25 protein-coding genes and 1 pseudogene are annotated in these 26,792 nt (G+C 72.2%); 9 read left to right on the forward strand and 17 right to left on the reverse strand.

The window, feature by feature from the left end:
* Positions 1–96 precede the first annotated feature (96 nt).
* Positions 97–1,620 (forward strand): amino acid permease, encoded by a 1,524-nt coding sequence (locus ACIRD7_RS01010; protein WP_403447957.1) that lies wholly within the window; start codon positions 97–99, stop codon positions 1,618–1,620.
* A 41-nt stretch (positions 1,621–1,661) separates the two neighbouring features.
* Here ACIRD7_RS01010 and ACIRD7_RS01015 read toward each other — a convergent pair whose 3' ends face one another.
* Both ACIRD7_RS01015 and ACIRD7_RS01020 read right to left on the reverse strand, forming a co-directional pair.
* The gene (locus tag ACIRD7_RS01015; RefSeq protein ID WP_403447959.1) at positions 1,662–2,033 is read right to left on the reverse strand and encodes an NTP pyrophosphohydrolase; all 372 of its coding nucleotides are present in this window, start codon (positions 2,031–2,033) and stop codon (positions 1,662–1,664) included.
* 19 nt (positions 2,034–2,052) lie between these two features.
* Positions 2,053–2,946, reverse strand: coding sequence for an NAD(P)-dependent oxidoreductase (locus ACIRD7_RS01020; RefSeq protein WP_403447961.1), 894 nt, complete (start codon positions 2,944–2,946; stop codon positions 2,053–2,055).
* 98 nt (positions 2,947–3,044) lie between these two features.
* On the opposite strand from ACIRD7_RS01020, the gene ACIRD7_RS01025 reads away from it, so the two are divergent.
* On the forward strand, positions 3,045–4,061 hold the full coding sequence (locus ACIRD7_RS01025; RefSeq protein ID WP_403447963.1) for a hypothetical protein: 1,017 nt from the start codon (positions 3,045–3,047) through the stop codon (positions 4,059–4,061).
* A gap of 388 nt (positions 4,062–4,449) precedes the next feature.
* Here ACIRD7_RS01025 and ACIRD7_RS01030 read toward each other — a convergent pair whose 3' ends face one another.
* Positions 4,450–6,579 carry a 3-hydroxyacyl-CoA dehydrogenase NAD-binding domain-containing protein gene (locus ACIRD7_RS01030; RefSeq protein ID WP_403447965.1) on the reverse strand — a complete coding sequence of 710 codons (2,130 nt, stop codon included), beginning with the start codon at positions 6,577–6,579 and terminating at the stop codon, positions 4,450–4,452.
* Positions 6,576–7,802 (reverse strand): thiolase family protein, encoded by a 1,227-nt coding sequence (locus ACIRD7_RS01035; protein ID WP_403447967.1) that lies wholly within the window; start codon positions 7,800–7,802, stop codon positions 6,576–6,578. The genes ACIRD7_RS01030 and ACIRD7_RS01035 overlap by 4 nt, the downstream gene beginning before the upstream one ends.
* Positions 7,803–7,990: 188 nt before the next feature.
* On the opposite strand from ACIRD7_RS01035, the pseudogene ACIRD7_RS01040 reads away from it, so the two are divergent.
* Positions 7,991–8,182, forward strand: a pseudogene (locus tag ACIRD7_RS01040) (carbohydrate ABC transporter permease); the annotation flags it as partial.
* 10 nt (positions 8,183–8,192) lie between these two features.
* On the opposite strand, the gene ACIRD7_RS01045 reads toward ACIRD7_RS01040, so the two are convergent.
* The 3 genes from ACIRD7_RS01045 to ACIRD7_RS01055 all read right to left on the reverse strand — a co-directional run bounded on the left by ACIRD7_RS01045 (position 8,193) and on the right by ACIRD7_RS01055 (position 11,228).
* Positions 8,193–9,473, reverse strand: a complete 1,281-nt coding sequence (locus tag ACIRD7_RS01045; RefSeq protein ID WP_403447968.1) for a ribonuclease D — start codon at positions 9,471–9,473, stop codon at positions 8,193–8,195.
* A gap of 184 nt (positions 9,474–9,657) precedes the next feature.
* Complete coding sequence (locus ACIRD7_RS01050) at positions 9,658–10,320, reverse strand: response regulator transcription factor (RefSeq protein ID WP_003997051.1); 663 nt, start codon at positions 10,318–10,320, stop codon at positions 9,658–9,660.
* 230 nt (positions 10,321–10,550) lie between these two features.
* Positions 10,551–11,228, reverse strand: a complete 678-nt coding sequence (locus tag ACIRD7_RS01055; RefSeq protein WP_403447969.1) for a DUF3000 domain-containing protein — start codon at positions 11,226–11,228, stop codon at positions 10,551–10,553.
* Between the two features lie 104 nt (positions 11,229–11,332).
* On the opposite strand from ACIRD7_RS01055, the gene hemE reads away from it, so the two are divergent.
* Entirely contained in the window at positions 11,333–12,400 is a 1,068-nt protein-coding gene (gene hemE, locus ACIRD7_RS01060; protein ID WP_403447971.1) for a uroporphyrinogen decarboxylase, read from the forward strand.
* Between the two features lie 19 nt (positions 12,401–12,419).
* On the opposite strand, the gene ACIRD7_RS01065 is transcribed toward hemE, so the two are convergent.
* Positions 12,420–13,244 (reverse strand): rhomboid family intramembrane serine protease, encoded by an 825-nt coding sequence (locus ACIRD7_RS01065; RefSeq protein WP_403447973.1) that lies wholly within the window; start codon positions 13,242–13,244, stop codon positions 12,420–12,422.
* A 125-nt stretch (positions 13,245–13,369) separates the two neighbouring features.
* Here ACIRD7_RS01065 and ACIRD7_RS01070 point away from each other — a divergent pair, with 125 nt between their 5' ends.
* Positions 13,370–13,696, forward strand: coding sequence for a hypothetical protein (locus ACIRD7_RS01070; RefSeq protein WP_403447975.1), 327 nt, complete (start codon positions 13,370–13,372; stop codon positions 13,694–13,696).
* 95 nt (positions 13,697–13,791) lie between these two features.
* On the opposite strand, the gene ACIRD7_RS01075 is transcribed toward ACIRD7_RS01070, so the two are convergent.
* Positions 13,792–15,201 (reverse strand): FAD-dependent oxidoreductase, encoded by a 1,410-nt coding sequence (locus ACIRD7_RS01075; RefSeq protein WP_403447977.1) that lies wholly within the window; start codon positions 15,199–15,201, stop codon positions 13,792–13,794.
* Between the two features lie 27 nt (positions 15,202–15,228).
* A complete protein-coding gene (locus tag ACIRD7_RS01080; RefSeq protein WP_403447979.1) occupies positions 15,229–16,257 on the reverse strand; it encodes a DUF4349 domain-containing protein in 1,029 nt (342 codons plus the stop codon).
* Between the two features lie 161 nt (positions 16,258–16,418).
* Between ACIRD7_RS01080 and hemG the strand changes: the two genes are divergently transcribed.
* Positions 16,419–17,879 (forward strand): protoporphyrinogen oxidase, encoded by a 1,461-nt coding sequence (gene hemG, locus ACIRD7_RS01085; RefSeq protein ID WP_403447981.1) that lies wholly within the window; start codon positions 16,419–16,421, stop codon positions 17,877–17,879.
* 4 nt (positions 17,880–17,883) lie between these two features.
* The gene (gene hemQ / locus ACIRD7_RS01090; RefSeq protein ID WP_403447983.1) at positions 17,884–18,615 is read left to right on the forward strand and encodes a hydrogen peroxide-dependent heme synthase; all 732 of its coding nucleotides are present in this window, start codon (positions 17,884–17,886) and stop codon (positions 18,613–18,615) included.
* A gap of 68 nt (positions 18,616–18,683) precedes the next feature.
* Here hemQ and ACIRD7_RS01095 read toward each other — a convergent pair whose 3' ends face one another.
* The 6 genes from ACIRD7_RS01095 to ACIRD7_RS01120 form a co-directional block, all read right to left on the reverse strand.
* Entirely contained in the window at positions 18,684–20,330 is a 1,647-nt protein-coding gene (locus ACIRD7_RS01095) for an alpha/beta hydrolase (protein WP_403447985.1), read from the reverse strand.
* A 97-nt stretch (positions 20,331–20,427) separates the two neighbouring features.
* The gene (locus tag ACIRD7_RS01100; protein ID WP_403447987.1) at positions 20,428–21,225 is read right to left on the reverse strand and encodes a TIGR04222 domain-containing membrane protein; all 798 of its coding nucleotides are present in this window, start codon (positions 21,223–21,225) and stop codon (positions 20,428–20,430) included.
* Positions 21,226–21,327: 102 nt separating this feature from the next.
* On the reverse strand, positions 21,328–22,128 hold the full coding sequence (locus ACIRD7_RS01105; protein ID WP_403447989.1) for a DUF4142 domain-containing protein: 801 nt from the start codon (positions 22,126–22,128) through the stop codon (positions 21,328–21,330).
* Between the two features lie 272 nt (positions 22,129–22,400).
* Entirely contained in the window at positions 22,401–23,708 is a 1,308-nt protein-coding gene (locus ACIRD7_RS01110; protein ID WP_403447992.1) for a DUF692 domain-containing protein, read from the reverse strand.
* A gap of 167 nt (positions 23,709–23,875) precedes the next feature.
* Entirely contained in the window at positions 23,876–24,607 is a 732-nt protein-coding gene (locus tag ACIRD7_RS01115) for an aminoacyl-tRNA hydrolase (protein ID WP_403447995.1), read from the reverse strand.
* Positions 24,608–24,731: 124 nt separating this feature from the next.
* Entirely contained in the window at positions 24,732–24,914 is a 183-nt protein-coding gene (locus tag ACIRD7_RS01120; protein ID WP_403447998.1) for a hypothetical protein, read from the reverse strand.
* 129 nt (positions 24,915–25,043) lie between these two features.
* On the opposite strand from ACIRD7_RS01120, the gene ACIRD7_RS01125 reads away from it, so the two are divergent.
* Both ACIRD7_RS01125 and ACIRD7_RS01130 read left to right on the forward strand, forming a co-directional pair.
* Positions 25,044–25,916 (forward strand): ATP-binding cassette domain-containing protein, encoded by an 873-nt coding sequence (locus ACIRD7_RS01125; RefSeq protein WP_403448001.1) that lies wholly within the window; start codon positions 25,044–25,046, stop codon positions 25,914–25,916.
* On the forward strand, positions 25,913–26,584 hold the full coding sequence (locus ACIRD7_RS01130) for an ABC transporter (RefSeq protein ID WP_403448003.1): 672 nt from the start codon (positions 25,913–25,915) through the stop codon (positions 26,582–26,584). Before ACIRD7_RS01125 ends, ACIRD7_RS01130 begins: the two co-directional genes overlap by 4 nt.
* Here the strand turns inward: ACIRD7_RS01130 and ACIRD7_RS01135 are convergent.
* Positions 26,576–26,791, reverse strand: coding sequence for a hypothetical protein (locus tag ACIRD7_RS01135; RefSeq protein WP_403448006.1), 216 nt, complete (start codon positions 26,789–26,791; stop codon positions 26,576–26,578). The genes ACIRD7_RS01130 and ACIRD7_RS01135 overlap by 9 nt on opposite strands.
* Between the last annotated feature and the right edge of the window lies 1 nt (position 26,792).

A 26,792-nucleotide genomic window follows, 5' to 3' on the forward strand; every position in this document is an offset into this window, starting at 1 on the left:
AAACCGGCCCATCTGTGTGAATCCCCCCGTGCCGGGGCAGGCGTATCACGCCCCCTCTCGATCATGTCGAGGACGACAAGCGTGGGAGGTATGACCGTGAGCAGCACACTCTTCCGGACGAAGAGAGTCGAGCAGTCCATCCTCGACACCGAGGAGCCAGAGCACGCGCTCAAGAAGTCCTTGTCCGCGTTGGATCTGACCGTCTTCGGTGTCGGCGTCATCATCGGCACCGGCATCTTCGTGCTCACCGGCACCGTCGCGAAGGACAATGCCGGGCCCGCGGTGGCCCTGGCGTTCGTCGTGTCCGGCGTCGCCTGCGCGTTGGCCGCCCTCTGTTACGCCGAGTTCGCGTCCACCCTCCCGGTGGCCGGGTCGGCGTACACCTTCTCATACGCCTCCCTCGGCGAACTGCCGGCCTGGATCATCGGCTGGGACCTGGTCCTGGAGTTCGCGCTGGGCACGGCGGTGGTGGCCGTCGGCTGGTCCGGCTACATCCAGTCGCTCATGGACAACGCGGGCTGGACGATGCCCGACGCCCTGGGCAGCCGGGAGGGCGCCGACGCCTTCGGCTTCGACATCCTCGCCGCCGCGCTCGTCCTCGTCCTCACCTTCATCCTCGTCCTCGGCATGAAGCTGTCCGCGCGGATCACGTCCCTGGTCGTCGCCATCAAGCTGACCGTCGTCCTGACCGTGATCATCGCCGGCGCCTTCCTGATCGACGGCGACAACTACGACCCGTTCATCCCGAAGAGCCAGACGGTGGACGCCGGCAGCAGTCTCGACGCCCCGCTGATCCAGCTCATGTTCGGCTGGGCGCCCTCCAACTTCGGCGTGATGGGCATCTTCACCGCCGCGTCGGTCGTGTTCTTCGCCTTCATCGGCTTCGACGTCGTCGCGACCGCCGCCGAGGAGACCAAGAACCCGCAGCGCGACATGCCGCGCGGCATCATCGGCTCCCTGCTCATCTGCACCACGCTGTACGTCCTCGTGTCGATCGTCGTCACGGGCATGCAGCACTACACCAAGCTGTCCGTGGACGCGCCGCTCGCGGACGCGTTCAAGGACACCGGACATCCCTGGTTCGCGGGCTTCATCAGCTTCGGCGCCGCCGTCGGCCTGACGACCGTCTGCATGATCCTGCTGCTCGGCCAGACCCGCGTCTTCTTCGCGATGAGCCGCGACGGACTGCTGCCGCGGTTCTTCTCCCACGTCCACCCGCGGTTCAAGACCCCGCACCGGCCGACCATCCTGCTCGGCGTGATCATCGCGGTCCTCGCCGGCTTCACCCCGCTGACCGAACTCGCCGCGCTGGTGAACATCGGCACCCTGTTCGCCTTCGTGGTCGTGGCCATCGGCGTGATCATCCTCCGCAAGACCCGCCCCGACCTGCACCGGGCCTTCCGCACCCCGTGGGTGCCGGTCCTGCCGATCCTGTCGGTGTTCGCCTCACTGTGGCTGATGATCAACCTGCCGGCGGAGACCTGGGTCCGGTTCGCCATCTGGATGGCCGTCGGCTTCGTCGTGTACTTCCTCTACGGCCGCTCCCACAGCCGCCTCGGCCGCCACGAGGAGACCAGCGTGGCCGACGTGGAGAAGGGGCAGCACGGGGGCACCGCCTAGGCGGAGCCGCGACGTGGTCCTGGGCCGCGTACGGCAACCGGTTACGGCCGGACCGTACGCGGCCCCGCCACGTCCGCCCCCAACTCCGTCACCCTGCGGCGCAGTTCCCGGTCCGCGGTCACCACCAGGCAGGGGCGTCCCTCCGCGCGGGCGACCAGCTCGACGATGTGGTCGTCGCCGCTGCCGGCGGCGGACTCCACCCGCACCCCCGGCACGCTCTCCAGGCCCCGAGCGGCCCCCTCGACCACGAGCACGATCTCGACGGGCCCCGCACGCCCCGGCACCCCGTCCGCCGCCAGGCGGTCCCGCAGCCGCTCCGCGGCCCCCCGCCGGTCCCGCCACCATCCGTCGGGCACCGACCCGACGACGTTCGCGGCGTCGACGATCACGAGCAGGGGGACGTCATCGGTCATGGAACCAGCCTCGCACGGCTCATCGCTCCGCCCCGTCATCCTCGAAGCTCGCGAAGTACGCCGCCGCCATGTCCTCGTCGCCATGGCCCTGCGCCGCCGCCCGCTCGAACCGCTGCGCGCTCGCCTCGGCCACGTCCAGCCGTACGCCGTGCCGCTCGCCCGCCGCCACGATGAGCCGCGCGTCCTTGGCCGCCGTGCTCACCGCGAACGCGGCCGGGGACAGCTCCCCGCCGAGCACCAGGCCCGTCTTGGCCCGCAGATACCCCATGTCGAGCGGGCCGCCGTCGATCACCTCGAAGAACCCCTGCGGGTCCACGTCGAGGGCCTTGGCCAGCGCCAGCACCTCACCGGCGGCGTTCGTCACCGCGAGCACCCAGCTGTTGGCGACCAGCTTCAGCCGTGTCGCGGTGCCCGCCGCGCCGTCCTCGCCGGTCCACACCGTACGGGCGCCGACGGCGTCGAACACCGGCGTCACCGCCGCCCGGCCCTCGGCCGGCCCCGCGGCCAGCACCGTGAGCTGACCGGCCTCGGCGGGCTGGCGGGTGCCCAGGACGGGGGCGTCGTAGAAGACGAGGCCGTGCTCGCGGGCGAACGCGGCCAGGTCGGCGAGGGAGTCGAGCCCGGCGGTCGTCGACTGCACCCAGACGGCGCCTGAGTTCAGCGCGGGCGCCGCCTCCCGCATCACGTCCAGCGTCGCCGGGCCGTCGTACAGCATGGTCAGGACCACGTCGGCGCCCCGGACCGCCTCGGCGGGGGTGCCGGCGACGGACGCGCCGTCCGCGGCCAGCGGCTCGGCCTTGGCGCGGGTGCGGTTCCAGGCGCGGACGGTGTGCCCGGCCTTGAGCAGGTTGCGGGCCATCGCGGCGCCCATGATGCCGGTGCCCAGGACGCTCACGGTGAGCTTGTCGGTCATGACGTCGACTTCCTGTTCTCGTGCGGAGGTTGCTGCCGTGATCCAGCTTGCCCGGGGTCGGGGCCGCCCGGCGCCCCGACCCCGAATAGAGTGAACCGGTGAACGGCGACTGGCTCATCCGCGGCCGCGACGGCCGCCTCAGCGTCTATCTGCCGACCGACGACGCCGTCCTGTGCCGGGCGGAACTCGGATCCGGCGGCCCCTGGGAACCCCCGCGCAGGGTCGGCGGCGACCAGAAGCTGCGCCCCGGCCCCGCGGTGGGCCAGGGCGCCGACGCCTATGCCCACCTGGCCGCCTGGCGACCCACCAGGGCGGGCGAGGCCGGCCTGGTGCACTCCACGCACTTCCGGCCCCGGCTCGCCCCGCTGGACTGGATTCCCATCGGCCACCCCGACAAGAGCGGCGACCGCACCGGCACGCCCGCCGTCACGGTCGACGCGGTGGGCCGGGCCCATGTCTTCGTCCGCAACCGGGCGGGCGGCGTCAGCATGCGCGGCCAGAAGGAGGTCGGCGGCTGGGGCCCGTGGCGCGACCTGAAGGGCGCCGAGGTCGACGACCGACTCGCCGCCGTGACGGGGGAGTCGGGGCTGGTCGAGCTGTACGCGGCCGTCCCCGGCGCGGTCCTGCACTGGCGGCAGGAGAAGCCGGGCAGCGTCCCGGTCCTGGAGGAGGCGATGGAGACGCCCGTGCGCGCGGGCACCCTGCACGCCCTGGCCACCTCCGCGGAGCACACCACCCTCTTCTACGCCGACGACTCCGGCGACCTGTGCGCCTGGCGCCCCGGCACCAAGCCGGTCCCCCTCCTGGCGTCCGCCGGCCCCGGCCCGGTGACCGCGATCCGCTGCGAACTCGACGGCCACGACTGCACGTTGCTCGCCCAGCGCTCGGCCGGCGGCCGTATCGCGTTCGCCGCGTACCCGACGGAGCAGGAGTCGGCGGGCGCGTGGTGGACCGAGTCGGGACCGCAGCTCCCGGCGGACGCGACGGTCGCCCTGGCCCTGGACGAGGACGAGCGGGTGGTCGCGGCCACGTTGTCGCCGTCGACGGGCCAACTGCTGGTCACCCGGCGCAAGGACGAGCCGGGACTGGCCCTGGAGGCCTGGCGGGAGGTCTGACCCTCCGGCCGACGCTCTCAGCCGGTCCCCGTGCGGCGTTTGAGCCCGGGCCGGCCCTCGCAGCCCGTCCGGCGTTTTCGCCCTCAGCCGGTCCGGTGCTTGGGAACGGGGCCGGTCCCCTCAGCCCGTCCGGCGTTTGAGGACGAGGGCGTTCGGGCCGATGCGGGGGTCCGGGGGAGCCCCGGTGCCTGCTGACTTTGCCGGTGCCGGTGCCGGTGCCGGTGCCGGTGGACGGGGCCCGGCTCTCTCAGCCCGTCCGGCGTTTGAGGACGAGGCCGTTCAGGCCGATACGGGGGTCTGGGGGCGGAGCCCCCACGTACCTGCCGACAACGCCGGTGCCCCGCACACCAAGTCGGCATGCGGGGCACCGGCGTTCACAGCGGAGCGCCTACGCCGGGACGCTGGCCACGCCCGGAGCCAGGAACTTCTTGCCGTTCACGCGCTCGGAGACACCCTCGCGGTCCAGGTACGGCGTGATGCCGCCCAGGTGGAAGGGCCAGCCGGCGCCCGTGATCAGGCAGAGGTCGATGTCCTGGGCCTCGGCGACGACACCCTCGTCGAGCATGAGCCCGATCTCCTGGGCGACGGCGTCGAGGACGCGGTCGCGGACCTGCTCCTCGGTCAGGACGGAGTCGCCCTGCTTCAGCAGCGCGGCGACCTCGGGGTCCAGCTCCGGCTTGCCGGAGTCGTAGACGTAGAAGCCGCGCTTGCCCGCCTTGACGACGGCCGCGAGGTTCGGGGAGACCGTGAAGCGGTCCGGGAAGGCCCGGTTGAGGGTCTCGGAGACGTGCAGACCGATCGCGGGACCGACCAGCTCCAGCAGCACCAGCGGGGACATCGGCAGACCGAGCGGCTCGACGGCCTTCTCGGCGACCTCGACCGGGGTGCCCTCGTCGATGACGTTCTGGATCTCGCCCATGAAGCGGGTCAGGATGCGGTTCACGACGAACGCCGGGGCGTCCTTGGTGAGGACCGCGGTCTTCTTCAGCTTCTTGGCGACGGCGAAGGCCGTGGCCAGCGAGGCGTCGTCCGTCTTCTCGCCGCGGACGATCTCGAGCAGCGGGAGGACCGCGACCGGGTTGAAGAAGTGGAAGCCGACGACCCGCTCGGGGTGCTGCAGCTTCGACGCCATCTCCGACACCGACAGCGAGGAGGTGTTCGTCGCGAAGATCGCGTGCGCCGGGGCGACCGCCTCGACCTCCGCGAACACCTGCTGCTTGACACCGATCTCCTCGAACACGGCCTCGATGACGAAGTCCGCGTCCGAGAAGCCCTCGGCCTTGTCCAGGACACCGCTCACCAGGGCCTTGAGGCGGTTGGCCTTGTCCTGGTTGATACGGCCCTTGCCGAGCAGCTTCTCGATCTCGGCGTGGACGTAGCCCACACCCTTGTCCACGCGCTCCTGGTCGATGTCGGTCAGGACGACCGGCACCTCCAGGCGGCGCAGGAAGAGCAGCGCGAGCTGGGAGGCCATCAGACCGGCGCCGACGACACCGACCTTGGTGACCGGACGGGCCAGGTTCTTGTCCGGGGCACCGGCGGGGCGCTTGCCGCGCTTCTGCACCAGGTTGAAGGCGTAGATGCCGGAGCGCAGTTCGCCACCCATGATCAGGTCGGCGAGCGCCTTGTCCTCGGCGTCGTAGCCCTGCTGGAGGTCGCCGTTCTTGGCGGCGGCGATGATGTCGAGGGCGCGGTAGGCGGCCGGAGCGGCGCCGTGCACCTTCGAGTCCGCGATGAAGCGGCCCTTGGCGACGGCCTGGTCCCAGCCCTCGCCGCGGTCGATCACCGGACGCTCGACCTCGACGTCGCCCTTCAGCACCTGGGCGGTCCAGATCAGCGACTGCTCCAGGAAGTCGGCGCCCTCGAAGATGGCGTCGGCGATGCCCAGGTCGAAGACCTGCTGGCCCTTGAGCTGCTTGTTCTGGTTGAGGCTGTTCTCGATGATCACCGAGACGGCCTTGTCGGCGCCGATCAGGTTCGGCAGGATCGTGCAGCCGCCCCAGCCGGGGACCAGGCCGAGGAAGACCTCGGGCAGCGAGAAGGCGGGCAGCGCCTTCGACACGGTCCGGTACTTGCAGTGCAGACCGACCTCGACGCCACCGCCCATGGCGGCACCGTTGTAGTACGCGAAGGTCGGCACCGCGAGGCCGGCGAGGCGCTTGAACACCTCGTGGCCGCCCTTGCCGATGGCCAGCGCGTCCTTGTGCTCCTTCAGCAGCTCGACGCCCTTGAGGTCGGCGCCGACGGCGAAGATGAACGGCTTGCCGGTGATGCCGACGCCGACGATGTCGCCGTCCGCGGCCTCCTTCTCGACCTGGTCGATGGCGGTGTTGAGGTTCGCCAGCGAGGCCGGGCCGAAGGTGGTCGGCTTGGTGTGGTCGAAGCCGTTGTCCAGCGTGATGAGCGCGAAGCGCCCGGCGCCGTACGGCAGGTCGAGGTGGCGTACGTGCGCCGACGTCACGACCTCGTCGGGGAAGAGCTCGGCCGCGCCCTTCAGGAGCTCAGCGGTGGTGCTCACTTGTTGCCTCCGGCGTCCTTGTGGTGCGGGTTCTCCCAGATCACGGTGGCGCCCATGCCGAAGCCGACGCACATCGTGGTGAGGCCGTAGCGGACCTCCGGCTGCTCCTCGAACTGGCGGGCCAGCTGCGTCATCAGACGGACGCCGGAGGAGGCCAGCGGGTGACCGAAGGCGATGGCGCCGCCGTACTGGTTGACGCGGGCGTCGTCGTCGGCGATGCCGTAGTGCTCCAGGAACGCGAGCACCTGGACGGCGAAGGCCTCGTTGATCTCGAACAGGCCGATGTCGTCGATGGACAGCCCCGCCTGGGCGAGCGCCTTCTCCGTGGCCGGGATCGGGCCGTAGCCCATGACCTCCGGCTCCACACCCGCGAAGGAGTAGGAGACGAGGCGCATCTTCACCGGGAGGTTGTTCTCGCGGGCGAAGTCCTCGGAGGCGATGAGGGAGGCGGTGGCGCCGTCGTTCAGACCGGCCGCGTTACCGGCGGTGACCCGGCCGTGGACGCGGAACGGGGTCTTGAGACCGGAGAGGTTCTCCAGCGTCGTACCCGGGCGCATCGGCTCGTCGGCGGTGACCAGGCCCCAGCCCGTCTCGCCGGCCTCGGGGTTGGTGCGGCGCACGGAGATCGGGACCAGGTCGGCCTGGATCTTGCCGTTGGCGTACGCCTTGGCGGCCTTCTCCTGCGAGCGCACGGCGTACTCGTCGGCGCGCTGCTTGGTGATCGTCGGGTAGCGGTCGTGCAGGTTCTCGGCGGTCATGCCCATGAACAGCGCCGACTCGTCGACCAGCTTCTCGCTGACGAAGCGCGGGTTCGGGTCCACACCCTCGCCCATAGGGTGGCGGCCCATGTGCTCGACACCACCGGCGATGGCGGCGTCGTAGGCGCCGAAGGCCACGCTGCCCGCGACCGAGGTGACGGCGGTCAGGGCGCCGGCGCACATGCGGTCGATGGAGTAGCCCGGCACCGACTGGGGCAGACCGGCGAGGATACCGGCCGTGCGGCCGATGGTCAGGCCCTGGTCGCCGATCTGCGTGGTCGCGGCGATGGCGACCTCGTCGATCCGCTTCGGGTCGAGACCCGGGTTGCGGCGCAGCAGCTCCCGGATCGCCTTCACGACGAGGTCGTCGGCGCGGGTCTCGTGGTAGATGCCCTTCGGGCCCGCCTTGCCGAACGGGGTGCGGACGCCGTCGACGAAGACGACATCCCTGACGGTACGAGGCACGATGGCTCTCCTCCAGAGGTGCGGGATCTGCACTGCTGCGGCACGCAAGCGCTGAGCGCGCGCTCAGGCCCATGCTACTTATGAGTAACGTAGCTGCACAGTCCTGGAGGGGGGAGCGGCGAAGGTCACACCCGAGGCGGAGTCCCGCCGCGTCATCGCGCCGGGCATCAAGCCGGTCCCGTCCCTGACCGCTGCCCTGCATACCGCCGGAAGATCTTGGCGTGATCTCGACGTCGCCGTTCCGCTTCAAGGGCCCGTTCGGCTCCCACGGGGAGACGATCTCGGCAGGAGCGGTCCTGGTGATCCTGCCGACACCGATCGTCTTCCTGGGGCCGCGGCGCTTCCTCTGCGACGGCCTCATGAAGGGCGCGACCAGGTGAGGGGCGCCGGCTAGGCCGCCAGCGCGGCCAGCAGCACCGGAGTGACCTGCTCGACCTGCCAGGGCCGCGCCCCATGACCGGCCAGCGCCTGCGCGACGGACTCCGCGTCGACCACCTTCGGCGGCTCCCAGCACACCCGCCGCACGGTGTCCGGAGTGATCAGGTTCTCCTGGGGCATGTTGAGCTGCTCGGCCAGCGCGGACACGGCGGCCCGAGCCGCGGCCAACCGCGCAGCGGCGGCGGGGTCCTTGTCGGCCCAGGCCCGCGGCGGAGGCGGCCCCGCGACGGGCTGGCCCGGCGCCGGCAGCTGCGATTCGGTCAGGGCCTTCGCCCGGTCCACCGCCGCCTGCCACTGCTCCAGCTGACGCCGCCCCATCCGGTGCCCGAACCCGTTCAGCGCGGCGAGGGCGTGCACGTTGGCCGGCACGGCGAGCGCGGCCTCCACGATGGCGGCGTCGCTGAGCACCTTGCCCGGCGACACATCGCGCTTCTGCGCGATCCGGTCCCGCGTCTGCCACAGCTCCCGCACCACACCGAGCTGGCGCCGGCGCCGCACCTTGTGCATGCCGGACGTACGCCGCCAGGGGTCCTTGCGCGGCTCGGCGGGCGGCGCGGAGGCGATCGCGTCGAACTCCTGACGCGCCCACTCCAGCTTCCCCTGCCGGTCCAGCTCCTTCTCCAGCGCGTCGCGCAGGTCCACCAGCAGCTCGACGTCCAGCGCCGCGTACCGCAGCCACGGCTCGGGCAGCGGCCGGGTCGACCAGTCGACGGCGGAGTGGCCCTTCTCCAGGACGAACCCGAGCACGCTCTCGACCATCGCGCCGAGGCCGACTCTGGGGAACCCGGCGAGCCGCCCGGCCAGCTCGGTGTCGAACAGCCGGGTCGGCACCATGCCTATCTCGCGCAGACAGGGCAGATCCTGGGTGGCCGCGTGCAGCACCCACTCCACGCCGGACAGCGCCTCGCCGAGGCCGGACAGGTCGGGGCAGGCGACGGGGTCGATCAGCGCGGAGCCCGCGCCGGCCCGGCGCAGCTGCACGAGATAGGCGCGCTGGCCGTAGCGGTAGCCGGACGCTCGCTCGGCGTCGACGGCGACCGGGCCCGAGCCCGCGGAGAAGGCGGCGATCACCTCGGCGAGCGCGGCCTCGTCGGCGATCACGGGCGGAATGCCCTCGCGGGGCTCGAGCAAAGGGATCGGCGCCTCCGTAACAGAAGATCCGTCGTCTTCCGGAGGGGCGCCTCCGGTGGTTCGCAGTGAACTGTCTGCTGCGGTTTCTTGGGCGTCGGTCACCTGTCAAGAGTATCTGTGTATGGACGGCGCCCGCCGATGGAACGTTCCGTCGGCGGGCGCCCAAGGGTCGTAAACCAGTCAGTCAAGGTAAGGATCCGGCTCACGACGGTGCGGGACGAGGGCGGGACCAGCGGCCGATCCCGTTCACGTCAGTGAATGATCAAGTGGTCAATGAATGGGTGGCTCAGTGGATGATGCCCGTCCGCAGGGCCACGGCGACCATACCGGCGCGGTCACCGGTGCCGAGCTTGCGGGCGATGCGGGCGAGGTGGCTCTTGACGGTCAGCGCGGACAGACCCATCGAGACGCCGATCGCCTTGTTCGACTGGCCCTCCGCCACCAGCCGCAGCACCTCGACCTCGCGACCGGACAGCTCGCGGTAGCCGCCCGGGTGGCTCGGGGCACCCGGGTGGCGACGGTGCATACGGGCGGCGGCAGCGCCGATGGGGGCGGCACCGGGCCGGGTGGGGAGCCCGACGTTGGTGCGGGTGCCGGTGACGACGTAACCCTTCACGCCGCCGGCGAGGGCGTTGCGCACGGCGCCGATGTCGTCGGCGGCGGACAGGGCGAGGCCGTTGGGCCAGCCCGCGGCGCGGGTCTCGGACAGGAGGGTAAGGCCGGAGCCGTCGGGCAGGTGGACGTCTGCGACACAGATGTCGCGGGGGTTGCCGATGCGGGGACGAGCCTCCGCGATGGACGAGGCCTCGATGACATCGCGCACACCGAGCGCCCACAGGTGGCGGGTGACGGTGGAGCGGACGCGGGGGTCGGCCACGACCACCATGGCGGTCGGCTTGTTCGGGCGGTAGGCGACCAGGCTTGCGGGCTGCTCGAGGAGAACGGACACCAGGCCTCCTGGGGTGCGGGGACGGACTGCAAGGTCACAGTCGTCTTCGGCACCAAACCCATGGCCCTTTAGGGAAAGATCACGATTTAGTGAGTAACAATCGGGGCAATTCAGACACCTGGTCGATCGTTCGGATGGTAAATCGCTTCGATCAAGAACTGTTCCTGACCGAAAGTGGCCGTATCGACAAAGTGACGGTCAAGCGTGTGGCCGTCCGGAGCCCCGCGTGATCAACGGGACTGCGGATCGCGGCGCTGCGGCAGCGTCACCACCGACGCGTCCCCGGGGCCGGCCGGCGGCAGCCCCGCGATCTGGGCGAGCAGATCGCACCAGGACGCCAGATGGGCCGCGGTGTCCGGGACGCCGCCCAGCCCCTCGCGCGGCGTCCAGGAGGCCCGGATCTCGATCTGTGAGGCCGCCGGGCGCTCGGACAGGCCGCCGAAGTAGTGGGAGCTCGCGCGCGTGACGGTGCCGCTCGGCTCGCCGTACGACAGCCCGCGCGCCTGGAACGCGCCGGTCAGCCAGGACCAGCACACCTCGGGCAGCAGCGGGTCGGCGGCCATCTCCGGCTCCAGTTCCGCGCGCACCAGCGTCACCAGCCGGAAGGAGCCCCGCCAGGCGTCGTGGCCCGCAGGGTCGTGCAGCAGCACCAGACGGCCGTCGGCCAGGTCCTGGTCGCCGTCGACGACCGCCGCCTCCAGCGCGTACGCGTACGGGGCCAGGCGCTGGGGCGCCTTGGTCTGCTCGACCTCGATCTGCGGCCGCAGGCGCGCGGCGCGCAGGGCCTCGACCGCGGCCCGGAAAGCCGGGGGAGCCGTGCTGTGCGAATGCCGGTCCGCCTCTCCGGTCTCCTTCGCGTCATCCGATCCGCCAGTGCCGTCCGACAGTCTTCCCTGAGCCGCAGCCATGCCGGGAAGAGTAAGGGGAACAGGAGCTTCGTGCAGGGAGAGACACCCGGACAACACGGCGACCCCGGCACGGGGCCCTGTGCGGCCGTGCGAGACTTGCCCCCGTGAGTGCCAACCAGACGCCGCCTGCGGCCACGCCCGACGCAGCCAAGAACTCAGCCTTCCTCAAGGCGTGCAGGCGCGAGCCCGTACCGCACACGCCGGTGTGGTTCATGCGGCAGGCCGGGCGCTCACTTCCCGAGTACCGCAAGGTCCGCCAGGGCATCGGCATGCTCGAGTCCTGCATGCGGCCCGACCTGGTCACCGAGATCACCCTCCAGCCCGTGCGCAGGCACAACGTGGACGCGGCGATCTACTTCAGCGACATCGTCGTCCCGCTGAAGGCCATCGGCATCGACCTCGACATCAAGCCCGGCGTCGGCCCGGTCGTCGAGAAGCCGATCCGCACCCGCGCCGACCTGGCCCAGCTGCGCGACCTGACCCCCGAGGACGTCTCGTACGTCACCGAGGCGATCGGCCTGCTCGTCCGCGAGCTCGGCCCGACCCCGCTCATCGGTTTCGCCGGCGCGCCTTTCACCCTCGCGAGTTACCTCGTCGAAGGCGGACCGTCGCGCACGTACGAGAACGCCAAGGCGATGATGTACGGCGACCCGGAGCTCTGGGCCGACCTGCTCGACCGCCTCGCCGACATCACCGCAGCCTTCCTCAAGGTGCAGATCGAGGCCGGCGCCTCCGCCGTCCAGCTCTTCGACTCCTGGGCCGGCGCGCTCGCCCCCGCCGACTACCGTCGCTCGGTGCTGCCCGCCTCCGCGAAGGTCTTCGACACCGTCGCCGGCTACGGCGTCCCGCGCATCCACTTCGGCGTCGGCACCGGCGAGCTGCTGAAGCTCATGGGCGAGGCGGGCGCCGACGTCGTCGGCGTCGACTGGCGCGTCCCCCTCGACGAGGCCGCCCGCCGCGTCGGCCCCGGCAAGGCGCTCCAGGGCAACCTCGACCCGACCGTCCTGTTCGCCACCCCCGAGGCGGTCGAGACCAAGACCCGCGAGGTGCTGGACGCGGCGGCGGGCCTGGAGGGCCACGTCTTCAACCTCGGCCACGGCGTCATGCCGTCCACCGACCCGGACGCCCTGACCCGCCTCGTCGAGTACGTCCACACGCAGACGGCTCGCTAGAGCCTGTCCCGCCTCGCGCTCACCACGTGTGCCGGGGCCGGGCGCGTCTGCCGAACAGCAGGCCGCGTGGCTCCGGTGGCGGGATCGTCCCCCGTTTCAGCGGCCAGGCCAGCAGCATGCCCGCGAGGAAGCCCACGATGTGCGCCGCGTAGGCCACGGTGCCGGCCTCGGAGACGCCCTCGCCGGACGAGTACACGGCCTGGAGCACGAACCAGAAGCCGAGCACCAGCCAGGCGGGCAGCCGTAGCGGCAGGAAGATCAGGAACGGCACCAGGACCCACACCCTGGCCCTCGGATACAGCACGAGATAGGCGCCCAGCACCCCCGCCACGGCGCCGGACGCGCCAATCAGCGGGTCGGCCGAGTCGTCGTTGAGGAGCGCGAAGCCGTAACTGGCCGCGTAGCCGCAGACGACGTAGAAGAGGAAGTACCGCACATGCCCCATGCGGTCCTCGACGTTGTTGCCGAAGATCAGCAGGAAGAGCATGTTGCCCAGCAGGTGCAGCCAGCCGCCGTGCAGGAACATCGCGGTGAGGACGGAAAGCGCGGGGGACTTGTCGTAGCCGGGCGGGCCGATCACACACCCCGGGCCGTTGGGGCCGACGGCCACCTCGCCGGTCGGGACCACACCCGGCAGCTGATCGTGGATCAACTCCCTCGGCACCGCCGCGTAGTGGTCCAGGAACGCGTGCAGATGGCACAGCTGGGACAGGTTGCTCTCGCCGGCCACGGAGCCGGCTATGCCGGGGGTGGCCAGGAAGACGAGCACGTTCGCCGCGATCAGCGCGTATGTCACCCAGGGAGTGCGGCGCACCGGGTTCACGTCATGGACGGGGATGACCACGAAAGGTTTCTGCCCCGGATCCGTGCGGTGAATCGGTGAACGTGGCTCTCGCCGCGTGCGTATGACTCGGCAACCGCCCGCGGCACGGGGAAGGCGGGTCGCGGGGTCTACGTGAGGAACAGGCGATGAACGACCGAGTTACTCCTCCGATTCACGCGTTGCCCGACGGGGAGGCCGAGCTCGCGCTGGTGCTGCGGCTGCCGTGGGAGGACGTGGCCCGGCTGGGCCAGGAGGCGGGACGGCTCGCTACCCAGATGCAGCGGCCGGTGACGCTCGACGAGGCGGTGAGCCATCGGTTGCGTTCCCCGCGGGGGGCCGCGCACGCGAAGCCGGCGGGGGAGCAGCCGGCTGCCGCCGCGATGCCGACGAGTGCCTCCGTGTCCTCGTTGCCCTCCCGGCCGCCGGCCGAGCAGGCTCGGCAGGCCATCGAGCGGATCAACGGATCCGCGTGAGCGCCGCGGGGGCGCGGGTGCGTCGCGGGTCGCCGGTGCGTTGTGGCTTGTCGCGCAGTTCCCCGCGCCCCTGAGGGCGTTGCCCGCGGCGCCTGCTACGAGGCTCCGGCACTGACCGCCTTCGCGGCCTTGCGCGCCGCCACCAGTACCGGGTCCCACACCGGGGAGAACGGGGGCGCGTATCCCAGGTCCAGGGCCGTCATCTGTTCCACCGTCATGCCGGCCGTCAGGGCCACCGCCGCGATGTCGACCCGCTTGCCCGCGCCCTCCCTGCCGACGATCTGCACGCCCAACAGCCGTCCGGTGCGGCGTTCGGCGAGCATCTTGACCGTCATGGGGGAGGAGCCCGGGTAGTAGCCCGCGCGGCTCGTGGACTCGATCGTCGCCGTCACGTACTGGAGGCCGGCCCTGCGCGCGTCCTTCTCGCGCAGGCCCGTGCGGGCGATCTCCAGGTCGCAGACCTTGCTGACGGCCGTGCCGACGACACCGGGGAACATGGCGTAGCCGCCGGCGACGTTCGTGCCGATGACCTGGCCGTGCTTGTTGGCGTGGGTGCCGAGGGGGACGTGCCGTTCCCGGCCGGAGACCAGGTCGAGGACCTCGACGCAGTCGCCGCCGGCCCAGATGTTCTCGTGGCCGCGTACGCGCATCGCGAGGTCGGTCAGCAGGCCGCCGTGGTCGCCGAGGGGGAGGCCGGCGGCTCTGGCGAGCGTCGTCTCCGGGTGCACCCCGATGCCCAGGATCACCACGTCCGCCGGGTACTCCCCGTCCTGCGTGGCCACCGCGCGGACCCGGCCGTCCTCGCCGGTGAGGATCTCGGTGACCGCGGAGTCGTCGACCATGGTGATGCCCAGGCCCTTCATGGCCTCGTGCACCAGGCGGCCCATGTCCGGGTCCAGGGTGGACATGGGCTCGGACCCGCGGTTGACGACCGTCACCTCGTAGCCGCGGTTGATGAGCGCCTCGGCCATCTCCACACCGATGTAGCCGGCGCCGACGACCACCGCGCGGCGGCCACGCGTGCGTGCCAGCGTGTCGAGCAGGGCCTGGCCGTCGTCGAGGGTCTGCACGCCGTGCACGCCGGGGGCGTCGGCGCCCGGCATGTCGGGGCGGATCGGGCGCGCGCCGGTCGCGATCACGAGTTTGTCGTACGACGTCCAGGACTCGGCGCCGGAATCGACGTCACGCGCGCGCACCCGGCCGCCGGCCACGTCGATCTCCACGACCTCCGTGCGCATGCGCAGGTCGATGTCCCGCGCGCGGTGCTCCTCGGCCGTGCGGGCGATCAACTGGTCGCGCTCGGGGACGTCGCCGCCCACCCAGTACGGGATGCCGCACGCCGAGAAGGAGGTGAAGTGGCCGCGCTCGAAGGCGACGATGTCCAGTTCCCCGGCACTTCGCAGCCGCCGTGCCTGTGACGCCGCGGACATCCCCGCGGCGTCACCGCCGATCACGACCAGCCGCTCCCGCTCACCCGACACACCGCTCCCAGCGCTCATGTTCATGCGAACACGCTACGGGCGCCGGGCATTTCAGTCCCGTTCGCCGCCCTCCGCGTCTCCCGCGCGCGTGGGAGACGGCGCGGAGCGGGCCGTCGGCAGCGGACCGAGCGCGGTGGTCGCGGGCGCGGTCGCCGGGCGGCGCGGCAGCCGGGGCCGCAGCACCTTCAGCCACACCAGCACGAGCAGCGCGGCGACGGCGGCGAAGGGCAGCACGGCGCCGAACGCCACGGCGATCCAGCGGAGCATGGTGACGAACGCGTTCCAGCCACCGGCGAGCGCGTCCACGAAGCCGGGGTCGTCGTCCTTCACCACCTTCTTCACCGGCGTCTCCGACAGCGAGAGGGTGATGGTGGCGAGGCTGGTGCGGTCCTTCAGGGACGCCTGCTGGGCGAGCAGCGACTCCAGGTCGGCCTGCCGGCTGCTCAGCTCGCCCTCCAGCGTCACCACGTCGCTGAGCCTGGTCGCCTGGTCCATCAGCTCACGGATCCGGGCCACGCTGGCGCGCTGCGACTTGATGCGGCTGTCCACGTCCACGACCTGGTCGGTGACGTCCTGCGCCTTGGCGCTGCGCTCGATCAGCTTGCCGGTGCCCTCCAGCTCCGCGAGGACCTCGGCGTACCGCTCGACGGGCACCCGCAGCACGACACGGGTGTACTCGTGGCCCTCCTCGTCGCGGTTCGTGGTCTCGTTGCCGACGTAGCCGCCCGCGTTCTCGGTGGTGCCGCGTGCCTCGTCCAGGGCCTTCGGTACGTCCTTGACCTGCACGGTCAGTGAGGCGGTGCGGATGATGTGGCTCGCGGGGACCTTGACCGGAGTGGCCTTGTCGGCGCCGGAGCCGCCGGAGCCGCTGGCGGTGCCGCTGTCGGGGGCGCCTTCCTTCGCGCCCGACTGAAGGTTCTCGGGGGCCGCCTCGGCGCCTGCGTCGGAGCCCGCCGCCTTGCTGTCGCCCCCTGAGTCGTTCGCGCCACTGCAGCCGGTGAGCGCGAGGGCGGTGGCCAGCAGGAGGCCGGCCAGGGCCTGAACCGGTCGTACGGATCGTGCGGAACGTCGTGTGCGCATGTGGGCGTACCCCCGAGGGTCGTCGTGACGACTGATGTCACTTCGACGCCGGGCTCCGGCGGAACGTTGGCGGGAAACGGTCCCGATGCGGTCACGGTAGGGACTCGTGCCGGACACCGGGGCGCGCGGGCGCTGTCAGAGGGGTCTGAGAGGCTGGGGGCATGCGCGAAGCGGAGACTCCCAGGGGCACGGGCCATGTCGTCGTCATCGGCGGCGGGATCGCCGGACTGGCGGCCGCCCACCGGCTGCTGGCCGGCGGCAGACGCGTGACCGTCCTGGAGGCCTCCGACCGGGTCGGCGGCAAGCTGCTGCCCGGTGACATCGCGGGTGTCCGGGTGGACTTCGGCGCCGAGTCGATGCTGGCCCGCCGCCCCGAGGCCGTCGCGCTCGCCCGCGAGGTCGGCCTCGGCGCCCGCCTCCAGCCGCCCGCCACCGCGACCGCGTCGATCTGGACCCGCGGCGCCCTGCGCCCGATGCCCAAGGGCCACGTCATGGGCGTCCCCGGCACCGCCGCCGCCCTGGCCGGCGTCCTGTCCGACGAGGGCCTGGCCCGCATCGAGCGCGACGCCGACCTGCCCCGCACCGAGGTCGGCGACGACGTGGCGGTCGGCGGTTACGTGGCGGCCCGCCTCGGCCGCGAGGTCGTCGACCGCCTGGTCGAGCCCCTGCTGGGCGGCGTCTACGCGGGCGACGCGTACCAAATCTCGATGCGCTCGGCCGTTCCGCAGCTCTACCAGGCGGCGAAGACGCACGACTCCCTCACGGAGGCGGTCCGCGAGATCCAGGCCAAGGCCGCGGCCAACCAGCAGACCGGGCCGGTGTTCATGGGCATCGAGGGCGGCGTGGGCGGGCTCCCGCTCGCCGTCGCGGAGTCGGTCCGCGCGCGGGGCGGCGAGATCGTCACCGGGGCGCCGGTGACGGAGCTGCGCCGCCAGGGGCCCGACGGGTGGCGGGTCGTCGCCGGTGACCGGGTGGTGCACGCCGACGCGGTCGTGGTCGCCGTACCCGCCCCGGCCGCCGCCGGCCTCCTGCGCGCCGAGGCCCCGGGGGCCGCCGCCGAGCTGGACGGCGTCGAGTACGCGTCCATGGCCCTGATCACCCTCGCCTACCGCCGCGCCGGCACCGACCTCCCGGCGGGCAGCGGCTTCCTCGTGCCGCCGGTCGAGGGGCGCACGATCAAGGCGTCCACGTTCGCCTCCCAGAAGTGGGGCTGGATCGCCGACGAGGACCCGGACACCCTCGTCCTGCGCACCTCCGTGGGGCGGTACGGCGAGACGGAGATCCTGGGGCGGGACGACGACCACCTGGTCGAGGTCTCCCGGCGGGACCTCAAGGAGGCCACCGGCCTCGACGCCGTCCCCCTGGAGACCCGCGTCACCCGCTGGACCGACGGCCTGCCCCAGTACCCGGTCGGCCACCACGCGCGCGTGGCCCGCGTCCGCGAGCACATCGCCAAGGTGCCGGGCCTCGCGGTGTGCGGCGCGCAGTACGACGGCGTGGGCATCCCGGCGTGCATCGCGAGCGCCTACGCCGCCGTCGACCAGCTCGACGGTGATCTGCGCGGTGTGCAGGAGCTCACCGCCAACCCGGTGCAGAGTCTGCACGGCGGAGCGGGAGAATAAAGGCATGAGTGACGACGCCTCCACCACCGAGTCCGGCAGGATCCCGAACAAGGGCAAGCTGGCCAAGGACCTCAACGAGGTCATCCGCTACACCCTCTGGTCCGTCTTCAAGCTGAAGGACGTGCTCCCCGAGGAGCGCGCGGGCTACGCCGACGAGGTCCAGGAGCTGTTCGACCAGCTCGCCGCCAAGGACGTGACGATCCGCGGCACCTACGACGTCTCCGGGCTGCGCGCCGACGCGGACGTCATGATCTGGTGGCACGCGGAGACCAGCGACCAGCTGCAGGAGGCGTACAACCTCTTCCGCCGCACCCGGCTGGGCCGCGCCCTGGAGCCGGTCTGGTCGAACATGGCGCTGCACCGCCCCGCCGAGTTCAACCGCTCGCACATCCCGGCGTTCCTCGCCGACGAGACGCCGCGCGACTACGTCAGCGTCTACCCCTTCGTGCGCTCCTACGACTGGTACCTGCTGCCCGACGAGGACCGCCGCCGCATGCTGGCCGACCACGGCAAGATGGCCCGCGGCTACCCGGACGTCCGCGCCAACACGGTCGCCTCCTTCTCGCTCGGCGACTACGAGTGGATCCTCGCCTTCGAGGCCGACGAGCTCTACCGCATCGTCGACCTCATGCGTCACCTGCGTGCCTCCGAGGCCCGGATGCACGTCCGCGAGGAGGTGCCGTTCTACACCGGCCGCCGCAAGTCCGTGGCCGAGCTGGTCGCCGGGCTCGCCTAGGCACGGATACCACGAAGCCCCGCACCCCCTCGACGGGGTGCGGGGCTTCGTCGTATCAGCCCTGACGGCTACGGACGCGCCGCGGCCTCGTGCCGGTCCTCGTGCCGGGCCGCGGGCTTCTTCGCGTTGCGCTCGCCCGCCCGCTGCGGCTTCGGCTCCGGGTGACCCTCGCACGCCGCGCGCCGGCCCGGCAGGCGGCCCTCCAGCAGATACGCGTCGACGTACCCGTTCACGCAGGCGTTCGGGCCGTACGCGATGCCGTGCGTCCCGGCGTCCCGCTCGGTCACCAGGACCGAGCCCGCGAGCCGCCGGTGCATCTCCAGCGCCCCCTCGTACGGCGTCGCGGCGTCCCGCTCGGCGGCCAGGATCAGCGTCGGCGGCAGCTCACCCGGGCCGGTCCGCACGTCCACCGGCCGCTGCCGGGGCGCCTGCCAGTAGGCGCACGGCAGGTTCATCCAGGCGTTGTCCCACGTCTCGAACGGCGCCACGCGCGCGAGCCGCGTGTTGTCCCGGTCCCAGGTCGCCCAGTCCGTCGGCCAGGGCGCGTCGTTGCACTCCACGGCCGTGTAGACCGCGTTGGTGTTCTCCTCCCCGGCCGCCGACTCCCTCGCCGGTGAGGCCAGCTCGACCAGCGGCTTCGGGTCGCCCTTCAGATACGCCGACAGCGCGTGCGCCCGGGAGGGCCAGTAGTCGTCGTAGTAACCGGCCTGGAGGAACGCCTCCTGCAACTGCCCCGGCCCGACCTTCCCGCCGGCCGGCCGCGTTGCGAGCCGGGTCCGCACCTTCTCGTAGTTGGCCAGCACCTCGCCGGCGGTGACGCCGAGCCGGTACACGTCGTTGTGCTCGGCGACCCACTCGCGGAAGTCCGCCCAGCGACCCTCGAACGCGGCCGACTGGGCGAGGTTGTTGTGGTACCAGATCTGCTGCGGGTCCGGGTTCACCGCGGAGTCGAACACCATCCGCCGCACGTGCTGCGGGAAGAGGTGCGCGTACAGCGCGCCGAAGTAGGTGCCGTACGACGCGCCCATGAACGTCAGCTTCTCCTGGCCCAGCGCGGCACGCAGGACGTCCAGGTCACGGGCGTTGTTGAGGGAGTTGTAGTGCTGAAGCGCGCTTCCGGTGCGCCGGGCACAGCCGCGCGCGTAGGCCTTCGCGTGGGCGATGCGCTCCTTCTTGTACTCCTCCGTGGGGTACGTCGGCGCCATCGAGGGCCCCTTGAGGTACTCCTTGGGGTCCTGGCAGGACAGCGGCGCGGACGGGCCCACGCCGCGCGGGGCGTAGCCGACGAGGTCGTACGCCGCCGCCAGCCGCTTCCACGCCGGGATGACCCCGATCAGCGGGAAGTTCAGCCCGGAGGCACCCGGTCCGCCCGGGTTGTAGACCAGGGGGCCCTGCCCCGGCACCCGGCGCTTGCTGTTGTGCGGGTCCTTGTGCGTGGCCCGCGCCCGGCTGACCAGGAGCCGGATCTGCTTGCCGTCGGGCCGGGCGTAGTCGAGCGGCACGGACACCGTGCCGCACTGGATGTGGCCGGGCAGCCCCTGCTCCTTGGGGCAGCGGCCGAAGTTGATGCCCGCCGCCCGGGCACGGGCGACGGCCACCGTCGTGCCGTGCAGCTCGTCCGCGCCCGGGGCGGCACCGGCGGTGCCGGCCGGGGCCAGGGAGAGGGTGGACAGGAGCATGGCCCCCGCGGCCGTGTAGAGGGCGGCAGCTCTCATCGCGTATCCCTTCGATGCACGCCAGCAACAAAAGGGATATTTCGTTCGTCTGTTGATGAAGGCAAGCACCACCCTGCCGGTGTCGCCGCATTGCTCCCTATGCGCCACCGTGGTGCTGCCGGCGGTCCTGCTCGCGATGCGCGAAGGCGGCCCGCAGGTCCGGCTCGCCGATCGCGCGGACACCCCGCACGGCGACGGACGTGAGATACGTACGGTCGCCCTCGCCCCCGGAGTGCCGGACCAGGGCGCTCAGCAGCCGCTGCCCGGCCGGGGAGGCCCACTGCGCGTACGGGTGGATCTCGATGCGGGCGATGGCGAGGCAGCTCAGGGTGAGGACGAGGGGCAGCGCGAACCAGAGCGCGACCAGATGCGCCGGCATGTCCGACGGGGTGGGTGCCAGCAGGGCGATCGCCCCGAGCGCCACCACGGCCGCCGCGGCGAGCCGGACCTGGCGGATCGCGCTGCCCGTCCCGTTGCGCGCTCCGTCGGGCACGGCGAGGCCCGCGTTCACCAGCCGGTCGGCCAGAGTGCCGACGGCGTCGGCGGCGGCCGCGGCGTCCCGCACCGGCTCGATCCGGGACTGGCCCTCCGGTCCGATGGCCCCTATCACCGAGCGCTCCATCTCGTCCCGCCCGCGCGGATCGACGACGGTCGCCCAGCCGGTGTGCGCGAGCAGCAGCCGCCGCTGCCGCGCCATGGAGACGAGGGTCAGATCGGCGACCCGCCGGGGACCGCCGGACAGGAACGCCGCCTCGTACAGCGTCAGATCGTGCTCCCGGGCCGCGATCGCCTCGTTCGATTCCATGGCCGCGGTGTGTACGGCGGCGAGGCACAGCCGCGTGCACGCCGTGCCGGCGACGGCCCAGGCCAGCAGCAGGAGAAGGACCCAGAACATGCCGCGTTTCTATGCCAAAGGCTCTGTGAGACGCCATGGGTTGTTCACAATCCGGACGGAGAGTTGCCGGGATGTGACGTTCCGGATCGGGCGGTTCGGGCCTCAGGAGTCCTCGGAGTCCCCTGGGCGGGGGCTCGTCGCCGCCGGCGGCAGGGTGTACGTCGGCGACGGCGACGGCGACGGCGGCGGGGTCACGGGGACGGCCGGAGCGGGGTCGGTGGTCGGACCCGGTGGGGCCGGGGGCGGGGTGAGCGGCGGCGTGCTGCCCGCGACCATGTCCTGGGCCAGCGCGTCGTAGTCGACGTAGCCGGTGGCCTCCAGGACCGTGATGTGGTCGAGGACGGTGGTGTTGGCGTCGTCGGCGAGTTTGCGCACGAGGGAGTTGCGGGTGCCGGCCCGGACCTGTGCGACGACGGAGAACACCTTGCCGTGCGCCAGCCGCAGGATGTTGGCGAACTGCCGGTCGTACTCCACGCCCTGGGCCGAGTCCAGGGTCGCCAGCCACGCCCGCTGCTGTTCGGTGGGCTCGTTGGGCAGCGCGAGGCTGAGCTTGGCGGCGACGTCACGCACCCGCTCGTCCAGGAACGTGTGCCCCTCGATGAGGTGCTCACCGGCGGTCCGTACGGCCGGAGTCGTGCCCTTGTTCCGGGCCTGCTCGCCGGCGGGCAGCTCCCACAGCCCGGCCAGCCGGACCTTGGTGATGAAGTCCCGGTCGAGGGCGGACAGCGGCCCGTATCCGGTCGAGACGGTCTCGGCGTTGAGCACGTCCAGACCGGTCCCGGACCGGTCGGCGTACGACCAGATCGGGAAGATCATCGCCAGCAGCGTCGCCGTCAGGCCCGTGATGATGAGCCCGGTGCCGCTGAAGATGCCTCTGCCGTTGATCGGGGGACGCGGTCGCATGGTGCCTCCTGTTGCGGCACCGCACGTTAGTGCGCTTCGCGGATGGGGTTGGCATATTACTTCGGCGTCTACGCCAACCGCCGTACAGGAGCGAACGGTTGCAACCGGGGCTGATACGGGCGAATGGGGAAGGGAGTGGAGTGGCTTCGGGCGGCAAATGCGGGTGAATCGGATAGGGAAACCGCTCTCCGGGCCCGGGTGTTAACCCCGGCACACTCTCCGGCGGCGACGGTGTCCACGGCGGCGGCCGGAGTTGGCGTAGCCGGCCTCGCTCACCGGCGCAGCAGCACTCGACGCGTGGCGCGCGCCAGCCGCACCCCCGGCCGCCGGGACCGGGGCTTCGGGCCGGACCGCTCCAGCCACCACTCCCGCAACTCCGCCCGCGCCCGCACGTCCTCGCAACGGCCCTCGGCCAGCAGATACCCGGCGAAGTCCAGTGCGTCGCGCCGGTAGCCGCCGGTCATCGGGTGCCCGTGGGTGTACGCGAGGAAGGCCCGTCGGTACCCGTCCCCGAGGATCACCGGCAACTCCGGCGCGACCTTGGCCACGACGTCCGCCCGCTTCCCGGCGAGCGCCCGCGCCTGCACCCCGAGCCGCACCCGGTCGAACCCCTCCGGCACAGGCGTCCCGGCAACCAGCGCGGAGAGCAGCGCGGCCTGCGCGAGACCGAGCCGCTGCCGGGCGGGCTCAGAAGCCTCCTGAACCGGTGCCGCCTCCCGTGAGGTCTCGGTCGCCGACGTCCCGCTCCGCTCGGCGGCGCCCTTCTCCAAGGCCCCCCGGATCGCCCCCAATTCCCGCTCCAGCTCGGCCGGCTCGGGGAAGTTCTCGTCGCGCTCCAACAGCACCCCGGGCGGGGACACCCGGGAGGTGAGGTCGGCCAGGATGTCGAGGACCGGCTGGGGCACGGGGTGGGCGTGGCTGTCGTGCCAGACGCCGTCGCGTTCGAAGCCGCCCGCGACATGGACGTAGGCGATGGCCTCCAGCGGCAGCTCGGCGAGCGCCTTGGCCGGGTCCTCGCCCCGGTTGACGTGGTTGGTGTGCAGGTTGGCCACGTCGATGAGCAGCCGTACGCCGGTGCGGTCGGCGAGCTCGTACAGGAACTGCCCCTCGGTCATCTCCTCGCCCGGCCACGAGATCAGCGCGGCGATGTTCTCCACGGAGAGCGGCACGGGCAGCGCGTCCTGGGCGATACGGACGTTCTCGCACAGCACGTCGAGGGCGTCCCGGGTCCGGGGGACCGGCAGGAGGTGCCCCGCCTCCAGGCGCGGCGACGCCGTCAGCGGCCCGCCCGCCCGGACGAACGCGATGTGCTCGGTGACCAGCGGCGACCCCAGCGCCTCCACCCGCTCGGCGAGCGCGGCCAGCCGCTCGGCGTCGGGCCGCTCGGCACCGCCCAGGCCCAGCGAGACGCCGTGCGGGATCACGGTCACCCCGCGCTCGCGCAGCCGTACCAGAGACTCCGGGAGGTGCCCGGGGCAGACGTTCTCGGCGACGGCCTCGACCCAGTCGATGCCCGGCATGCGCTCCACGGCGTCCGCGATCTCCGGACGCCACCCGATCCCCGTGCCCAGTCGCTCCATGGTCCCCTCCTCGGCCCTCTCCGTGTCGGATGTGACGGGGGTATGGCCCCCGCACCGGGAGCCGAACCCCTCGGGGGCCACCTTCAGAGCAACATTTGAGGTTGCGACCGGCGCCCCGCACACCGTGAACGGCCTATGGGGACGTACGCGTGGGACGCGTGGGATGTTCAGGCGCCGGGCGTCCGCCGCAGCGACGGATGATCGGCTACGACGGTGCAGGAACCGGGCGCGATCTCCGTGAACCCCGCGTCCCGCACCAACGGCAGTCCGGCACCGGTCAGCTCACCCCAGTGCCCCGGTTCCGCCGTCCGCACGGACAGCGGGAACCCGGCGTCCCGCCAGGCCGTCCGCTCCTCGTCCGACAGCTCCCACCAGGCCAGCTGTGCCGCGTGCCCGGTCTGGGCCATTGCCTTGCCGGCCGACATGTCGAGCTCGGGGTTCAGCCAGAGGACGGGGGCCGACCGGTCGATGTCCACGGGCGGTTCCGGGTCGTCGAGGTCGGTGCCGGACACCTGGAGCTTCGCCAGCTCCTTGGGCCAGCCGTCCAACGGCACGGGCGGGAAGACCCGTACTTCGGCGGTCTTGCCGGTGACAGTGATCCCCGGCAGCCCTTCGGCCCGCCGCCACTCGGCCCCGCGCGCCCGCCGGACGACCTTGCGGATCCGCGCGTCCTCCCAGTCCCGCACGGCCTGCGCCCACTCGCCGTCGCCGACGGAACGCTCGTCACTGAGGAGGGCCAGCACGGCACGGGCGGACGTCTCCAGGGCGTCCGTGCGGGCCGGGGGAGCGGAGCGCTCGATACGCACGACCAGGGGCAGGACGAACTGCGGAGCGTCGTCGCGTGCGCTGGGCTCGGATCGAAAGGGGCTGTCATTCACGGAGGCGGGCTCACTGTTCACGGCGTCCAGTCTGCCAACCCCGTCCGACACCCTGCGCAGTCCCCGGGGTGGCCTCTCATCGGCCGACAGACGGTTGGAGTGGACCAGAATGCCGTCGTGATCGACATCATGCTCGCGTCCCTGTCTACTCCCGCAGGATTTCGGCGCGAAGCGCCAGCAGGTCCACGCACGCGCGGAGTTCAGGACGCGGAAGGCCGGCGCGCTCACGCATCATTTGGATGGCCTGAATGTTGCGGCCATCGGTGATCAGGCCATCCACCTCTGCTCGCGCCTCGACCGACAGCCTGCTCCACAACGACTCGTCCATATGCGCATTTAACCTGCTGAGCCGCCGTAGCCGCGCCTTGCGGGCGGTCGGCGGGTGGAGGGGGCGGCTCCGCCGCGTGGGCCAGGCCGCCCCCAAGGGACCCCCATCGCAGTACGACAAGATGTCCCCATGCAACGCGATCTTCGTCTGGACAACGTGGGCCGTCGCTACGGCCTGCGTGGCCCATGGGTCTTACGCGGCATTCACCTCACCGTGCGGCCCGGTACGCTCGTTCGAATAGAAGGGCCCAACGGCACCGGCAAGTCCACCCTTCTACGTCTGCTGGCCCGCATAGACGCCCCCTCCGAGGGGCGCGTCACCGGGCGGCCGCGGACCGCGTACGTTCCCGAGCGGTTTCCCACCGCCCTGCCGTTCACCGCACTCGGCTATCTCACTCACCTCGGCGCCGTGCACGGGCTGTCCCGGGCGGCGGCCACCCGGGCTGCTCTGGAGTGGCTCGAGCGTTTCGGGGCCGGCGCCTACGCGCGTACCCCCATGGCCCAGCTGTCGAAGGGCAGCAGTCAGAAGGTCGCCGTCGTCCAGGCCCTGCTCGCCGAGCCGGAGCTGCTCGTGCTGGACGAGGCGTGGACCGGGCTCGACGCCGACGCGCGTGCGGAACTGGAGCGGGCCGTCGCCGAGCGCGCCGCCGGCGGGACCGCCGTGGTCTTCGTGGACCACGACCCGCGCCGCCTGGCCGGGGCGCCCGACGCGACGTACACCGTGCGGGACGGTGGGCTGGGCCTGCGTGAGGGACGACCGCCCGCGGAGCCCACCGGCCCGCGCGTGGTCGTCGTCGCCCAGGGGCCGCGTGGGGCCCAACCGCCCGCCGACGTGACCCGCGCGCTCGTCACGGCCGAGGAACCCGCGCCGGGAACCCATCACCTCACCGTGCCCGCCTCCCACTCGGACCTCCTGCTGCGGGCCCTGCTGACCGCCCGGCCGCCCTGGCACGTGGTGAGCGTGCGCCAGGAGTCCGCCCCCGACCACGAGAGCCGCCCATGAAAGCCCTGCTCGGATACCAGGCCGCCCTTCTCGCGCGCTCGCAGCGCTGGCTGGCGCCGTTCATCCTGTACGTCGCTTTCCTCGGGATCGGCGTGCAGAGCGGCGAGCCGATCCTCGACTCGCTCGGCTACGCGGCCGCGGCCCTGCTCCCCGTCGCCGCCTGGCTGGTGCGGATCTGCGTCACCAACGAGCCCTCCGGCGCCCGCAGTTGCGTCGCCGCGGCGGTCGGCCCCGGGCGGGCGCACCTCGCCGCGCTGCTGGTGGCGCTGGCCGGCTCCGCGGCCCTCGGCACGGTCGCGACCGTCGTCGTGACCCTGATCAGCAAGCCGGTGACCGCCGATCACCAGACGCGTCTGCCCCTGGTTCCCGCGGGCGCGGCCGGGCTGCTCGCCGCGCTGGCCTGCGCCCTGCTGGGCACCGCCGTCGGCGCTCTCACCACCTGGCCGGTGCTGCGCTCGACGGGCCGCGCGGTCCCGGCGATGCTCCTCGCCGCCCTGCTGTCCGTGGTGGTGACCGGCTCCCCGGCGCAGGCGGCGGTAAGCGGCCTGGTCACGGGCTCCCGCTCGGGCACGGTCCCGATGCCCGTCCTGCCCCTCGCGGCGGCGGCGCTGCTCACGGCGGCGGCGACCGCGGCGGCCTGCGCGCTCACCTCGCGCAGATCACCCTGAACAGGCGGTGCGCTGGGCCTCCTGCCACTCACACACAGGGCAGAGCGTGATCCCCTTGTACGACTCCGGGTACTCGGTCGGCTCCCGGCACAGCACACTCCCCCACTCTCGAATGCGCTCGAGCGGGGGGACCCCCATCGCGTACGGCGGCCCGTCCGCCTTCGGCGGCTTCACCGCGTCGGCGATCGTGCAGTAGTCCTCGCTCATG

The sequence above is a fragment of the Streptomyces sp. NPDC093568 genome (assembly GCF_044764945.1).
Classification (GTDB): Bacteria; Actinomycetota; Actinomycetes; order Streptomycetales; family Streptomycetaceae; genus Streptomyces.